Origin of the sequence: Amycolatopsis sp. NPDC051061, assembly GCF_040682935.1 — a bacterium.
Classification (GTDB): Bacteria; Actinomycetota; Actinomycetes; order Mycobacteriales; family Pseudonocardiaceae; genus Amycolatopsis.
The window spans coordinates 53,949-67,298 of record NZ_JBFBBZ010000001.1; the positions used below are offsets into that span (position 1 = coordinate 53,949).

Sequence of the window (13,350 nt, forward strand, 5' to 3'; positions counted from 1 at the left end):
AGTCCGTGAATCTCCCTGTGAATATATCTTAGACACTGAGAGATCTCGATGGCAAGAGGCGTAGGCTCCCAGGACGTGGGAACGGTTGGGTACTCCGTTCGGCCGAAGTAGCGTCGGTCCGAACGAACCCCTTGAGCCGCAAGGAGAAACCGATGAGCGCGGACGACACCTCGGCGTGGTCCTTCGAGACCAGGCAGATCCACGCGGGCGCCGCGCCGGATCCGGCCACGGGCGCGCGGGCCACTCCGATCTACCAGACGACGTCGTACGTCTTCCGCGACAGCCAGCACGGCGCCGACCTGTTCAGCCTCGCCGAGCCCGGCAACATCTACACGCGGATCATGAACCCGACGCAGGACGTGCTGGAGCAGCGCGTCGCGTCGCTCGAAGGGGGCGTCGCGGCCCTGGCGTTCGCGTCCGGCTCGGCCGCGACCACGGCGGCGATCCTGAACCTCGCGGGCGCGGGCGACCACTTCGTGTCCAGCCAGTCGCTCTACGGCGGCACCTACAACCTCTTCCACTACACGCTGCCGAAGCTCGGCATCGAGGTCACGTTCATCGACGACCAGGACGACCTCGAGCAGTGGCGCGCCGCCGTCCGGCCGAACACGAAGTTCTTCTTCGCCGAGACGCTCGCCAACCCCGGCAGCAACGTCCTCGACATCCGCGGCGTCGCCGACACCGCGCACGAGGCCGGCGTCCCGCTGCTGGTCGACAACACCATCCCCACGCCTTACCTTGTACGTCCGATCGAGCACGGCGCCGACGTCGTGATCCACTCCGCCACCAAGTACCTGGGCGGCCACGGCACGACGATCGCCGGCGTCCTGGTCGACGGCGGCACGTTCGACTTCGGCAAGGACCCGGCCAGGTTCCCGGGCTTCAACGAGCCCGACCCGAGCTACAACGGCCTGAAGTACTGGGAGGCGCTCGGCCCGGGCGCGTACGCGGCGAAGGCCCGCGTCCAGATCCTGCGCGACACCGGCGCGGCGATCGCGCCGCTCAACAGCTTCCTGATCCTGCAGGGCATCGAGACGCTGTCCCTGCGCGTCGAGCGGCACGTGCAGAACGCGCAGGCGCTCGCCGAGTGGCTCGAGCAGCGCGACGAGGTCGAGAAGGTGTACTACGCCGGCCTGCCGTCGAGCCCGTACTACGAGGCCGGGCAGAAGTACCTGCCGCGCGGCGCGGGCGCGGTCCTGTCGTTCGATCTGCGCGGCGGCGACAGTGCCATTGCGGCAGGCCGGAAGTTCGTCGACGGCACCGAGCTGCACAGCCAGCTGGTGAACCTCGGTGACGTCCGCAGCCTGATCGTGCACCCGGCGTCGACCACGCACAGCCAGCTCGCGCCGCAGGAGCAGCTCGCCAGCGGCGTGACGCCGGGCCTGGTCCGGATCGCCGTCGGGCTGGAAGGGATCGAGGACCTCAAGGCCGACCTGGAGGCTGGATTCCGGGCGGCCAAGGCGGAACTGTGACGGATGGTTCCGTCACCGGCGCCTGGCGGATCGGTGATCCGCCGGGCCGCCGGAAGTTCGTCACCGGCCCCGGCGCGCTCGCGCTCGAGGCCGGTGGCGTGCTGCCTTCCTTTTCGCTCGCGTACGAGACGTGGGGGACGCTGAACTCCGACGCGTCCAACGCGGTCCTCGTCGAGCACGCGCTGACCGGCGACAGCCACGCGGCCGGGCCACTGGTGCCGGGGCACCCCAGCGCCGGCTGGTGGGACGGGCTGATCGGGCCCGGGAAGGCCCTGGACACCGATGAGTTCTTCGTCGTGGTCCCGAACGTGCTGGGCGGCTGCCAGGGGTCCACCGGTCCGTCATCGCCGGACCCTGACGGGCAGCCGTGGGGCAGCCGCTTCCCGGTGGTGACGGTGCGGGACCAGGTGGCGTCGGAGGCGGTCCTGGCCGACCACCTCGGCATCGACCGCTGGGCGGCCGTCGTCGGCGGGTCCATGGGCGGGATGCGCGCGCTGGAATGGGCGGTGACGCTGCCCGCGCGGGTGGCGTCGGTGCTGGTGCTGGCCTCGACCGCGCGGGCGTCGGCCGAGCAGATCGCCTGGGCGGCACCGCAGCTGCACGCGATCCGCAGCGACCCGTTCTTCCACGGCGGTGACTACTATTCGGCACCTTCGGGACCCCAGACCGGACTCGGTATCGCGCGGCGGATCGCGCACGTCACCTACCGCAGCGAGCCGGAGCTGGCCCAGCGGTTCGGCCGCGCGTACCAAGGTGACGAGGACCCGTTGCGGCGCGGGCGATTTGCCGTGGAGTCCTATTTGGACCACCACGCCGAAAAGCTGGCGGGACGGTTCGACGCGAACAGCTACGTGGTGCTGACGGAGTCGATGAACACCCACGACGTCGGCCGCGACCGCGGTGGCGTCGCGGCCGCGCTGGGCCGCGTCACCGCCCGGGCGGTGATCGGCGGGGTGGACAGCGACCGCCTCTACCCGCTGTACCAGTCGGCGGAGATCGCGGCGGGCATCCCCGGAACGTCGGAGCCGTCAGTGGTTTCCTCGCCGTACGGCCACGACTCGTTCCTCATCGAGACCGGTCAGATCGCGGCTTTGGCGAAGGCGCTTCTGGGGTAGTCACGCGCTCTCCGAGGCGTACCAACGTGTTCGCGACGCGGCGTGACGCGCCGGCGGCGTAGTCGCCGAGTCGTTCCGCGGCGCGATCGGACAGCTTCGCGACGCGCCAGGCGACGTCGTCCGCGCGGTCGCCCGCGTCGTCGCCGACCGTGGTGATCCGGTCGGCGAGCCGTCCGGTGCCGGCGGCGAGCAGATCCTTGAGTGCCATGACTTCCCCTCCGCCTACAGCATTCCGGCGCGGCGCCACAGCACCGCGCTCGGGCCGCCGATCAGGTCGTTGTCCCGCAGGAACCGGACGAGCTTCCGGGCGCCGAAAGCCAGCGTCTCCCGCCGGTGCGCGCTGGTCCGCGCGGCTTCGACCGCGACGCCGGGATCGATGCCCGCGCGCAGGTACTGGCGCGGCCGGGACAGCAGCCGCGACATCAGCAGCGCGCCGACGGCGACCACGACTCGCGCGAACTCCTTGCGCCACCACGGCGCGTCCGCCAGTTCGCGGACGAGGTCGTCGCGCGCGTACCTCACGTGCCGCGCTTCTTCGGTGACGTGGATCCGCATCACCGCGCGGACCACCGGCTGCACCGACTCGTCGTCGAGGTGCTCGCGCTGCAGCGCGTCGAAGATCTCCTCGCCGATCAGCGTCGCGACCCACATCGCCGGCCCGTGGAGGATCGACGGCAGCGCCTGCGCGCTCAGCTGCAGCCAGCGGTTGTTGCGGTACGGCCGTCCGTCGACGCGCTCGATCAGCCGCGCGAACATCGTCGAGTGCCGGCATTCGTCGGCGACCTCGGTCAGCGCGTAGTGCACGTGGCGGGTCGTCGGATCCTGGCGGTAGGACGCGCGCAGCAGCATCTGCATGAGGATCAGCTCGAACCAGATCCCGACGCTGACGGTGTTGACGAGTTCCTGCCGCGAAAGCTCGATCCGCTGCTCGCGGCTCAGCGTGTCCCACAACGGTGTGCCGTAGAGGGAGACCAGCTTTTCGGGGATGAAGAACTGGTCCTCGTTCAGCGGCGCGGCCCAGTGGACGTCGACGTCCGGGTCGTAGGAGAGCCGGGCGCTCGAACGGAGCAGCCGTTCGGCCGTGGCTTCACGATCGCCCATGCGTGCCTCCCTGTGTCGTGTAACACTAGAACGCATGAAACATTTTCCGTCAAGTTGTAAAGCGGCCTAGGGTTGGGGCCATGCGCGACCTCCTGAAGCACGCGCTCGAAGCCGAGCTGCCCGGCGACGAGACCGCCGAGCGGATCATGGGCGCGGCGCTGACCCAGGCCGAGGACTTCGGGTTGCGCCGGTTCACCGTCGACGACGTCGCGCGCCGCGTCGGCCTCTCGCGGGTGACGATCTACCGCTACTTCCCGAAGAAGGACCAGCTGCTCAACGCGCTGGTCCTGCGGGAGATGAAGCGGTTCCTGACGAAGGTCGACGCGGTCGTCGAGGCGCAGGCGACCCCGGAGGAGAAGCTCATCGAGGGGTTGAGCTTTTCCCTGGGGTACCTGCGCGGGCACCGGCTGCTCAACCGGCTGCTGCGCACCGAGCCGGAGCTGATCCTCCCGCAGCTGACGGTCCAGGCGGGCGGCCTGTTCGCGGCGGCCCGCACGAGGATCGCGGCGCACTTCCACGCGGAAATCGCGGCGGGCCGGCTCAGCCTCCCGGCCGAGGACGTCGACGGGATGGCGGAGCTGCTGATCCGGATCGTGGTGTCGCTGGTGCTGACCCAGGAGACGGTGCTCCCGGTGGACGACGACGTCCAGCGGCGCCGGTTGGCCGAGCTCTACCTGGCGCCGATCGTCCGCTCCCTGCGCCCGGCCTAGTCACCAGCGCCCCAAGGTGGCCTTCGGTGCGTTGAACGCACCCAAGGGGCCCTTCGGTGCGTTGAACGCAACCAAGGCCACATTGGGGCGCTCGGGTCCGGCCTAGTCCGAGACGGCTTCCGAGATCCAGGGGGCCACCGGCAGGTCCCGGTCCAGGCACTCGACCGACAGCCGGATCGTCCACCGCAACGCCTGCAGCACCAGGCTGTCCACCTCGTCGGGCGCCGCGTTGGCCAGGGCGATCTCGACCTGCTCCTGCGCCGCCTCCGTGTTGCCGTGGACCTCCGCCAGCAGCGTCCGGACCGCGGTTCGCACCGGCGGGTCGGCCTGGTCGATCGAGACCTCTTCGCCGTCTTCGTCGAAGACCTGGACCTTGACCGGCGCGCTGCCGCCGTCGCCGAGGGTGGCGACCATCGCGCTGCACTCGCCGAACAGCAGCAGCATCAACGCCTTCGTCTCGTCCGCGCGGGCCTGCGGTTCGGCGGCCGTCGGCGCGACCTCGACGAGGGCTTCGGCGTCGTCGCCGAGGCTCAACGCCGTCAAAGCGCGCTGAGCCTTCTCGACGAGCTCCTGCTCGTTCCAGTCCGCATCCACGTGCCCCATCAAACACCAGCGACGGCGGTCGTGGGGATACCTTGATCCGGGTCGGTCATCCGGCCGCGCGGAGTGCACCCAGCGCGAGCCGGGAAAGCAGTTCGGCGAGCTCCGAGTCACCGAGATGGCGGTTGTACGGCGTCGAGTTGATCAGTCCGAACACGGCGTGTGCCGCCGACCGCGCCTGCCGTTCTCCCAGCTCCGGCATGGCTTCGCGGATCGCGCGGACCCACACCTCGACGTACTGGCGCTGCAGCGCGCGCACCTGCTTGCGGTCGGCGTCGGTGAGGTTCGCGAGGTTGCGCTCCTGGACGGTGATCAGAGCCGGGTGCGCGAGCGCGAAGCCGACGTGGAACGCCACCAGCCCGGCCAGCGTGTCGTCCGGCGTGCCGGGCCGGGCCGCCCACGTCGTCCCGCCGTCGAGCAGGTAGCGGCTGATCGAGTTCAGCATCTCGCCGAGGATCGCGTCCTTGCTGCGGAAGTGCCGGTAGAGCGCGGGCCCGGAGATCCCGACGGCGGCGCCGATGTCGTCGATCCCGACGCCGTGGAACCCGTGGTGGGCGAACAGCTCGGCGGCCGCGGACAGGATCTGTTCGCGCCTGTTGGCCTTCTCGCCGTTCACGAGCGGAGTGGGGTTGGCCGGCATCCGGCCATATTAAGGCCGCAGGTTAGCGAGCGCTAACACCCAGTGGTGCCGACCTCACTTGGCCCGGCCGTCGGGTGCACGCGGGGTACGGATCCGCGCCGCTCGGCGCCGCCGGGCGCGTCGAACACCGAGTGGCGTCGACCTCCCCCGGAAGTGTCCGGCGCGGGAACGAACCGGCAGGTTAGCGAGCGCTAACACTGTTCCCGTCTTCCGGCGTGAGCCGAGTGGGTTACCTACAGGTAACTAGGGGTTCCTCGTGGGGCTTCCACATGCTGTGCTTTTGGAGTCGGTTCTGTCACAAAGGAGTGGCCCATGGGGGTTCCGATCCGTCTCTCGCGACGGTTTCTTCTGAGGTTGAGCACGGCTCTCGGGGCCGTCGTCCTGTCCACTCTCGGTGTCACGGGCCTCGCCCACGCCGCCGGGACCGTCTACGCCGCGCTGGGTGATTCCTACTCCTCGGGAGTCGGGGCCGGCAGCTACGGCAGCTCCGGGAGCTGTTACCGCAGCTCCAAGTCCTACCCGCAGCTGTGGGCCAGCGCCCACAGCGGCACGTCGTTCACCTTCCTGGCCTGCTCCGGCGCCAAAACCGGGGACGTCATCAGCCAGGCGAACTCCATCCCCTCGAACGCGACCCTGGTCACGGTCACCGTGGGCGGCAACGACGCCGGCTTCAGCGACGTGATCCAGACCTGCACGCTCGGCAGCGACTCGGACTGCACCGACCGCGTCAACACCGCGAAGACCTACGTCAACAACACCCTGCCCGCGTTGCTGACCAACACCTACAACACGATCAAGGCCAAGGCGCCCGGTGCTCGCCTCGTCGTCCTGTCCTACCCGCGCTTCTACACCGTGCCCGGCTCCTGCTGGGTCGGGCTCAGCGACACCAAGCGGACCGCGATCAACTCCGGCGCGGACACCCTCGCCTCGGTGATCCAGTCCCGGGCGGCGTCGGCGGGTGCGACGTTCGTCGACGTCCGGTCGGCGTTCGTCGGGCACAACATCTGCTCGTCGGCCGGCGACTACCTGCACAGCCTGACCTGGCCGGTGATCGAGTCCTACCACCCGACGGTGGCCGGGCAGTCGGGCGGCTACTACGCCCCGCTGCGCGGCGCCATCGGCTGACGCACCTCCCGCGGAGCGGAGGCCACCCTGGTTCGCCGGGGTGGCCTCTTCCGCATTCCGGCGACTGGACACCCACGTTAGCGGTCGCTAACATCGAGGCGGAGGTTAACGACCGCTAACTTCGAGGGAGCCCATGGACACGCCGGCACTGGGGACTTCGGCTGCCCCGGACAGCGAGGCTTACGCCCGCAACGCCACATCCCACGCGGAGCTGGTCGAAGACCTCCGCAAACGCTTGTCCGCCGCCCGCCTCGGCGGGCCGGAGAAGTCGCGCACCCGGCACGTCGAACGCGGCAAGCTGCTGCCGCGCGACCGCGTCGACACGCTGCTGGACCCGGGTTCGCCGTTCCTGGAACTCTCGCCCCTGGCCGCGAACGGACTGTACGACGACGAGGCGCCGTCCGCCGGCATCATCACCGGGATCGGGCGCGTCTCCGGCCGCGAATGCGTGGTCGTCGCGAACGACGCCACCGTCAAGGGCGGCACGTACTACCCGATGACGGTGAAGAAGCACCTGCGCGCCCAGGAGGTCGCGCTGCACAACAACCTGCCGTGCGTCTACCTGGTGGACTCCGGCGGTGCGTTCCTGCCGAGGCAGGACGAGGTCTTCCCGGATCGTGAACACTTCGGCCGGATCTTCTACAACCAGGCGACGATGTCCGCGCGCGGCATCCCGCAGATCGCCGCGGTGCTCGGCTCGTGCACCGCCGGCGGCGCGTACGTCCCGGCGATGAGCGACGAAGCCGTGATCGTCCGGAACCAGGGCACGATCTTCCTCGGCGGCCCGCCGCTGGTGAAGGCCGCGACCGGCGAGGTCGTCACAGCGGAGGAGCTCGGCGGCGGCGACGTCCACTCGCGTCAGTCCGGCGTCACCGACCACCTGGCCGACGACGACGCGCACGCGCTGCGGATCGTCCGCTCGATCGTCTCCACGCTCGGGCCGCGCACGCCGCGCCCGTGGGACGTGCTGCCGACCGAGGCGCCGGCGGTCGATCCCGCCGAGCTGTACGGCGTCGTCCCGACCGATCCGCGCACCCCTTACGACGTAAGAGAGGTGATCGCGCGGATCGTCGACGGCAGCCGGTTCGGCGAGTTCAAGAAGGAGTACGGGGCCACCCTGGTCACCGGGTTCGCCCGGATCCACGGTCACCCGGTGGGGATCGTCGCGAACAACGGCGTGCTGTTCGCCGAGTCCGCGATGAAGGGCGCGCACTTCATCGAGCTGTGCGACAAGCGCTCGATCCCGCTGCTGTTCCTGCAGAACATCACCGGTTTCATGGTCGGGCGCGCGTACGAGGCCGGCGGCATCGCCAAGCACGGCGCGAAGATGGTCACCGCGGTGGCTTGCGCTCGGGTGCCGAAGTTAACCGTCGTTATCGGCGGCTCGTTCGGCGCCGGCAACTACTCGATGTGCGGCCGGGCGTACTCGCCGCGCTTCCTGTGGATGTGGCCGAACGCGCGGATCTCGGTCATGGGCGGCGAGCAGGCGGCGTCGGTGCTCTCGACCGTCCGCCGCGACTCGATCGAAGCGCGCGGCGGCGAATGGTCCACCGAGGACGAAGAAGCGTTCAAGGACCCGATCCGCGAGCAGTACGAGGCGCAGGGCAGCCCGTACTACTCGACGGCGCGGCTGTGGGACGACGGCGTGATCGACCCGGCGGACACCCGCACGGTGCTCGGCCTCGCGCTCTCGACCGCGGCCAACGCACCTCTGTCCGATGTCAACTACGGCGTCTTCCGGATGTGATGATGTTCGACTCAGTGTTGGTCGCCAACCGCGGCGAGATCGCCGTCCGGGTCATCCGCACGCTGCGGGCGCTCGGCATCCGCGCGGTCGCGGTGTACAGCGACGCGGACGCCGACGCGCGGCACGTCCGCGAGGCGCACACCGCCGTGCGCATCGGCCCGGCGGAAGCCTCGAAGAGCTACTTGTCGATTCCGGCCATCGTGGACGCTGCCGTGTCTTCGGGAGCGCAGGCCGTGCACCCGGGCTATGGCTTCCTGGCGGAGAACGCGGAGTTCGCACGCGCGTGCGAAGCGGCCGGGCTCGTGTTCATCGGCCCGCCGGTCGCGGCGATCGACGCCATGGGCGACAAGATCCGCGCCAAGGCGACGGTGTCCGCGGCGGGCGTCCCCGTGGTACCCGGTGCGTCCGATGTGGACATCCCCGCCGGGGGGTTCGCCGAGGCGGCCGCGAAGGTCGGGTACCCGCTGCTGCTCAAGCCGTCGGCCGGCGGTGGTGGCAAGGGCATGCGGCTGGTGCGCGAAGAGTCCGAACTGGACGCCGCCATCGAGTCGGCGCGCCGTGAGGCCAAGGGTTCCTTCGGTGACGACACGCTGCTGATGGAGCGGTTCGTCACGACGCCGCGGCACATCGAGATCCAGGTCATGGCGGACAAGCACGGCCACGTCATCCACCTCGGCGAGCGCGAGTGCAGCCTGCAGCGGCGGCACCAGAAGATCATCGAGGAAGCGCCGTCGGTGCTGCTGGACGAGGCCACGCGCGCGAAGATGGGCACGGCTGCGGCCGAAGCCGCGCGCTCGGTCGGGTACGTCGGCGCGGGCACCGTCGAGTTCATCATGTCGGCACACGACCCGGACGAGTTCTTCTTCATGGAGATGAACACCCGGCTGCAGGTCGAACACCCCGTCACCGAGCTGGTCACCGGCCTCGACCTGGTCGAGTGGCAGGTCCGGGTGGCCGCGGGGGAACACCTTTCCCTCGCGCAGGAAGACGTCGTCCTGAATGGACACGCCGTCGAGGCGCGCGTGTACGCCGAAGACCCGGCGCGCGGGTTCATCCCGACCGGCGGGACGGTGCTGGCGGTGCACGAGCCGTCCGGCGACGGTGTCCGCGTCGACTCGTGGATGACGCGCGGCGCGGTGATCGGCTCGAACTACGACCCGATGCTGGCCAAGGTCATCGCCTGGGGCCCGGACCGTGCCGCCGCGTTGCACCGGCTCGACCGGGCGCTGGCCGACACGGCGCTGCTGGGCGTCGGCACCAACACGGCGTTCCTGCGCGCGCTGCTGGCCGACGACGACGTCCGGGCCGGTCGTCTCGACACGGAGCTGGTGGATCGCCGTCTGTCCACTTTGGTCTCATCGGACGTGCCCGAGGAGTTCTTCGTCGCGGCCGCGGTGGACCGGTTGCTGGAGCTGCAGCCGTCGGGGTCCGTCGTGGACCCGTGGGACGTGCCGGACGGCTGGCGGATGGGCGGCTCCGGCGGCGTCACCTTCCGGCTGAAGTCCGGCGCCACGCGCGCGGTGGTCCGGGTGCAGGGCACGCCGGCCGCCGCTGTCGTCCAGGTCGACGACGCCGAGCCCGTCGAGGTCTCGGCCCGGCGCGACGGTGACGTGCTGGAGATCCGGCACGCCGGCGGGTTCGACCGGTACCGCCAGGCCTGCGGTCCGGATCGGACGGTCTGGCTCGCCCGTGACGGACTGAGCTTTCCCTTCGGGGAGCAGGAGTTCGTGCTGTCGTCGCGCGGTGAGGCCGCCGGGGCCGGGCCGGTCACCAGCCCGATGCCGGGCACGGTGCTCGTCGTGAAGGTCGCCGCGGGAGACGTCGTGAAGGCCGGGACGCCGTTGCTGGTGGTCGAAGCGATGAAGATGGAACACACGGTCACCGCGCCGATCGACGGCGTGGTCAGCGAACTCCCCGTCCGGGCCGGCCAACAGGTCGCGCTGGACGAAACCCTTGCCATAGTTACCAATCCGGCCAAAAGTAGCATTCAGCCGTGACTGTGGCCGGATTGGTAACGATCAGCACAGTGAAGCCCCAAGAGGAGCAGCAGTGATCGACTTCCGCCTGGACGAGGAGTACGAGGCCCTCCGCAAGACCGTGGAGGACTTCGCGCACGCCGAGGTCGCGCCGGTCATCGGCGAGCTGTACGAGAAGGAGGAGTTCCCGTACGCGATCGTCGCGAAGATGGGGGAGATGGGCCTGTTCGGCCTGCCGTTCCCCGAGGAGTTCGGCGGCATGGGCGGCGACTACTTCGCGCTGTGCCTGGCGCTGGAAGAGCTGGCGCGGGTCGACTCGTCGGTGGCGATCACCCTGGAGGCCGGGGTTTCGCTCGGCGCGATGCCGATCTTCCGCTTCGGGACGCAGGAGCAGAAGGAGACGTGGCTGCCTGATCTTTGTGCGGGCACGGCCTTGGGCGGTTTCGGCTTGACCGAGCCGGGCGGTGGCTCGGACGCGGGTGCCACCCGCACGCGGGCCACTTCGGACGGTGACGACTGGGTCGTCAACGGCAGCAAGGCGTTCATCACCAACTCGGGCACGGACATCACGCGCCTGGTCACGGTCACCGCCGTGACGGACGTGATGGAGAACGGCCGCAAGGAGATCTCGGCGATCCTCATCCCGTCGGGAACGCCGGGCTTCGAAGTGGCGCCGAAGTATTCGAAGGTCGGCTGGAACTGCTCGGACACGCACGAGCTGTCCTTTTCGGACGTCCGCGTCCCGGCGGGGAACCTGGTCGGCACGCGTGGCCGCGGGTACGCCCAGTTCCTGTCCATTCTGGACGAAGGCCGCGTCGCGATCGCGGCGCTGTCGGTGGGGCTGGCGCAGGGATGCGTCGATGAATGCCTTCAATACGTGAAGGACCGCGTCGCGTTCGGCAAGCGGATCGGGGAGTACCAGGCGATCCAGTTCAAGATCGCGGACATGGAGGTCCGCACGCACACGGCCCGTCTGGCGTATTACCAGGCGGCGTCGAAGATGCTGCGCGGCGAGCCGTTCAAGAAGGAGGCGTCGATCGCGAAGCTGGTGGCGTCCAACGCGGCCATGGACAACGCGCGCGACGCGACCCAGATCTTCGGTGGCTACGGGTTCATGAACGAGTTCCCGGTCAGCCGCTTCTACCGCGACGCGAAGATCCTGGAGATCGGCGAGGGGACGAGCGAGGTCCAGAAGATGCTGATCTCGCGCCACCTCGGCGTCGCCTGACTTACTTCGGCTGCTGCTGTTCCTTCTTGTCTTCCTCGGCCCAGGCGGCCTCCGCCTGCATCTGGATGTCGGTGAGACCGCGGTCGACCTGCACGATGCTCTTGCCTCCCCAACCGACGAAGTTCTTCGAACTTTTCGCGTCGGAGAGGGCCTTCAGCATCGGGTAGTAGTCCGGGTGCTTCGCCTTGAGCCAGTCGTCGACGTACTTCATCTTCTTGTAGCTGTCGCCGAACTTGGTCTTCAGCCAGTCCTCGTGCTTCTTGATCATCGGGAAGTCGTGCTCGCTCAGGTGCGACTGCGGTGACGGCGGCTTGGGCGCGGGCGGCGGGTCCGCGGGCTTCGGCAGCGGCCGGGAAAAGTTCGGCGTGGTGCCGTCCCCCGGGGGCCGGGTGCTCGGCGTGGCGCCGCCGGTGCCCGGCAGGTCGTGGGTGACCGCGGTGCCCGGCGGCGGTGGCAGCGGCCGCGAGAAGTTCGGCACGGTGTTCCCGCCCGGGCGCGGCAGGTTGCTCAGCTCGTGGCCCGCATTCGACGCGCCCGCTTTCGGCTTGACCAGCTTCGAGAGCTGGGTGAGCCGGGCCAGGGTGCGACCGGCGTAGGCGACGACCTTGGCGAGCTTCGCCATCATCGCCGCGACCTGCACCGAGACCGTCGCGACGCACTTGGTCACCCCGACGGCGATCGACGCGCCGAAGGTGGGGATCGCGAGCGCGAGCGCGATCAGCATCGTGGAGATGATGTCGCCGAGGATCGTCGTGATGATGTCGCGCAGCAGCGCGCGGACCGCGCCGATCAGCGCCCCGGTGGTCTCGACCATGTAGCCGGCGACGTCGGCCGCCTTGGCGTTGGAGTCGATCCAGCCCTTCCGGTCGTTGATCGACTTCAGGAAGCTGTCGTAACCCTTGCCCTGCCACTGGGTGATCGTCGACTTGAGGGTCTCGTCCAGCTCGGTGCCGGTGTTGCGCAGCGACTCGCCGATCTTGTGCAGTTCGTTGGCGACCTTCGTGACTTCCGAAGGGTTGCCCGCGACCTGGTCCAGCGGCCACTTCAGGAACGAGACGTGCTCGATCAGCCAGCCCAGTCCCGCCGCGATCAGCTTCGCCAGCGGATCCATGGCGAACGCGACGGTGTCGAGCACGGCGCTGATGACGTTGATGCCCAGCTCGACGCCGACGGCCGCGAGGTCGCCGCCGTGCTCGGTCTGGACCTTGCCGATCGAGTCGCCGACCTGCTTCCAGCTGTCGAAGACGCCGGCCCCGGTCGTCGAGTTCGATGCCGTGATGGGAACGGTCACTTGCCCAGCTCCGTTTCGAAGGTGCTCAAACCCTGAGCCGTGTTCGAGTCGTGGGTCGCGTACGTGTCGGCGGCTTTCTTCACGTCCTCGGCGGACTTGCCGATGTCCCCGACGAGCTTGGTGATTTCGCCGGTGATCACGGCCATCGTGACCCGCGAGGGGACGGCGAGGATCTGCGCGAGCAGGATGCCGAACGCGGCGTTGTCGAATCCGTTGGCGGCCTGCATCCGGTTCGCCGCGTCCTGCACCGCCGGCTGCGTGGTGCCCGACAGGAACTGGCTGAACTTCTGCAGCTCGGCCGGGTCGACCGTGAAACCTTCTCCGGAAACCACGGGGTTCTCCTCC

The 13,350-nt window shown here is 69.4% G+C and carries 13 protein-coding genes; 7 read left to right on the forward strand and 6 right to left on the reverse strand.

All coding sequences use genetic code 11. The features are described 5' to 3' along the window. Nucleotides 1-152 precede the first annotated feature (152 nt). On the forward strand, nucleotides 153-1,472 hold the full coding sequence (locus AB0N03_RS00280) for a bifunctional o-acetylhomoserine/o-acetylserine sulfhydrylase (RefSeq protein WP_364362995.1): 1,320 nt from the start codon (nucleotides 153-155) through the stop codon (nucleotides 1,470-1,472). Next, nucleotides 1,469-2,587 (forward strand): homoserine O-acetyltransferase, encoded by a 1,119-nt coding sequence (locus AB0N03_RS00285; RefSeq protein WP_364362997.1) that lies wholly within the window; start codon nucleotides 1,469-1,471, stop codon nucleotides 2,585-2,587. Before AB0N03_RS00280 ends, AB0N03_RS00285 begins: the two co-directional genes overlap by 4 nt. Here AB0N03_RS00285 and AB0N03_RS00290 read toward each other — a convergent pair. Beyond that, nucleotides 2,538-2,795, reverse strand: a complete 258-nt coding sequence (locus AB0N03_RS00290; RefSeq protein WP_364362999.1) for a hypothetical protein — start codon at nucleotides 2,793-2,795, stop codon at nucleotides 2,538-2,540. The two genes, AB0N03_RS00285 and AB0N03_RS00290, sit on opposite strands and share 50 nt — an antisense overlap. 14 nt (nucleotides 2,796-2,809) lie before the next feature. Continuing rightward, nucleotides 2,810-3,688, reverse strand: coding sequence for a diiron oxygenase (locus AB0N03_RS00295; protein WP_364363001.1), 879 nt, complete (start codon nucleotides 3,686-3,688; stop codon nucleotides 2,810-2,812). 80 nt (nucleotides 3,689-3,768) lie between these two features. Here AB0N03_RS00295 and AB0N03_RS00300 point away from each other — a divergent pair, with 80 nt between their 5' ends. Beyond that, nucleotides 3,769-4,398: a TetR/AcrR family transcriptional regulator gene (locus AB0N03_RS00300; RefSeq protein WP_155541160.1), complete on the forward strand. Its 630-nt coding sequence runs from the start codon at nucleotides 3,769-3,771 to the stop codon at nucleotides 4,396-4,398. A gap of 102 nt (nucleotides 4,399-4,500) precedes the next feature. Here AB0N03_RS00300 and AB0N03_RS00305 read toward each other — a convergent pair whose 3' ends face one another. Together AB0N03_RS00305 and AB0N03_RS00310 are read right to left on the reverse strand one after the other, a co-directional pair. Beyond that, complete coding sequence (locus AB0N03_RS00305) at nucleotides 4,501-5,001, reverse strand: hypothetical protein (RefSeq protein WP_364363003.1); 501 nt, start codon at nucleotides 4,999-5,001, stop codon at nucleotides 4,501-4,503. 46 nt (nucleotides 5,002-5,047) lie between these two features. Further along, nucleotides 5,048-5,638 (reverse strand): TetR/AcrR family transcriptional regulator, encoded by a 591-nt coding sequence (locus AB0N03_RS00310; protein ID WP_364363005.1) that lies wholly within the window; start codon nucleotides 5,636-5,638, stop codon nucleotides 5,048-5,050. A gap of 354 nt (nucleotides 5,639-5,992) precedes the next feature. Between AB0N03_RS00310 and AB0N03_RS00315 the strand changes: the two genes are divergently transcribed. The 4 genes from AB0N03_RS00315 (at nucleotide 5,993) to AB0N03_RS00330 (ending at nucleotide 11,714) form a co-directional block, all read left to right on the forward strand. Further along, nucleotides 5,993-6,763, forward strand: a complete 771-nt coding sequence (locus tag AB0N03_RS00315; RefSeq protein WP_364363007.1) for an SGNH/GDSL hydrolase family protein — start codon at nucleotides 5,993-5,995, stop codon at nucleotides 6,761-6,763. A 133-nt stretch (nucleotides 6,764-6,896) separates the two neighbouring features. Further along, nucleotides 6,897-8,510: a carboxyl transferase domain-containing protein gene (locus AB0N03_RS00320; RefSeq protein ID WP_364363009.1), complete on the forward strand. Its 1,614-nt coding sequence runs from the start codon at nucleotides 6,897-6,899 to the stop codon at nucleotides 8,508-8,510. A 2-nt stretch (nucleotides 8,511-8,512) separates the two neighbouring features. Next, a complete protein-coding gene (locus tag AB0N03_RS00325) occupies nucleotides 8,513-10,507 on the forward strand; it encodes an acetyl-CoA carboxylase biotin carboxylase subunit (protein ID WP_364363011.1) in 1,995 nt (664 codons plus the stop codon). A gap of 52 nt (nucleotides 10,508-10,559) precedes the next feature. Further along, nucleotides 10,560-11,714 (forward strand): acyl-CoA dehydrogenase family protein, encoded by a 1,155-nt coding sequence (locus AB0N03_RS00330; protein WP_364363013.1) that lies wholly within the window; start codon nucleotides 10,560-10,562, stop codon nucleotides 11,712-11,714. A gap of 1 nt (nucleotide 11,715) precedes the next feature. Here AB0N03_RS00330 and AB0N03_RS00335 read toward each other — a convergent pair whose 3' ends face one another. Together AB0N03_RS00335 and AB0N03_RS00340 are read right to left on the reverse strand one after the other, a co-directional pair. Further along, nucleotides 11,716-13,005 (reverse strand): hypothetical protein, encoded by a 1,290-nt coding sequence (locus AB0N03_RS00335; RefSeq protein ID WP_364363015.1) that lies wholly within the window; start codon nucleotides 13,003-13,005, stop codon nucleotides 11,716-11,718. Then, complete coding sequence (locus AB0N03_RS00340; protein WP_364363017.1) at nucleotides 13,002-13,337, reverse strand: hypothetical protein; 336 nt, start codon at nucleotides 13,335-13,337, stop codon at nucleotides 13,002-13,004. Before AB0N03_RS00340 ends, AB0N03_RS00335 begins: the two co-directional genes overlap by 4 nt. Nucleotides 13,338-13,350 lie beyond the last annotated feature (13 nt).